At 65.3% G+C, this 628-nt stretch carries 1 protein-coding gene; it reads left to right on the top strand.

From position 1 onward, the window contains the following. Positions 1-44: 44 nt before the first annotated feature. Positions 45-628 (top strand): SDR family NAD(P)-dependent oxidoreductase (locus tag ACX4ZE_RS22975; protein ID WP_480275547.1); only part of this gene is annotated, 584 nt, incomplete at its 3' end.

The raw sequence follows: 628 nt of genomic DNA, 5'->3' as shown, positions 1-628 counted from the left end.
TCCGTGAGGTGTATGACCGGCTCAGTGATGGTACGTATCGGCCGTTGCCTTTCGAGACTTTCGGTACCGCGGATGTCGCGCACGCTTTCGAAGAGGTTGCCCGCTCCACCCGGCTTGAGCGGATTGTGCTGCGGCTGGACGAGGAGGCGCCGTTGGTGCGTCCGCAGATTCCGAAGCCGGTCATCGATCCTGCTGCGCAGTACCTGATCACCGGCGGGTTCGGTGGGTTCGGTCTGGCCTTCGGCCGTTGGCTGATCGACAAGGGTGCCCGTCATCTGACGCTGCTCGGTCGCAGGGGCGCCACCACCGACGGTGCCCGCGACCAGCTCGCCGCATGGGAGCGGCAGGGCATCGAGGTGGTCAGCGAATTGATCGACGTGAGCGACGCTGACGCAGTCGCCGCGGTGATCGCACGAGCGCACACCCCAGCGCATCCTTTGAAAGGCATCTTCCACGCCGCGGGCATGACGATCGACAAGCGCATCGGTGACATGGACCACACCGATTTGGACAAGGTGTTCGGGCCTAAACTCTTCGGCGCCCGCGCACTGTGGGACGGGGTCGTCGCGGCCGGGGCGCGACTGGATCAGTTCGTCCTATTCGCCTCCGGCAGCACCATCTTCGGCGG

The organism is Nocardia sp. TBRC8007, assembly GCF_056629435.1.
This window is presented reverse-complemented; position numbering and strand designations above follow the sequence as displayed.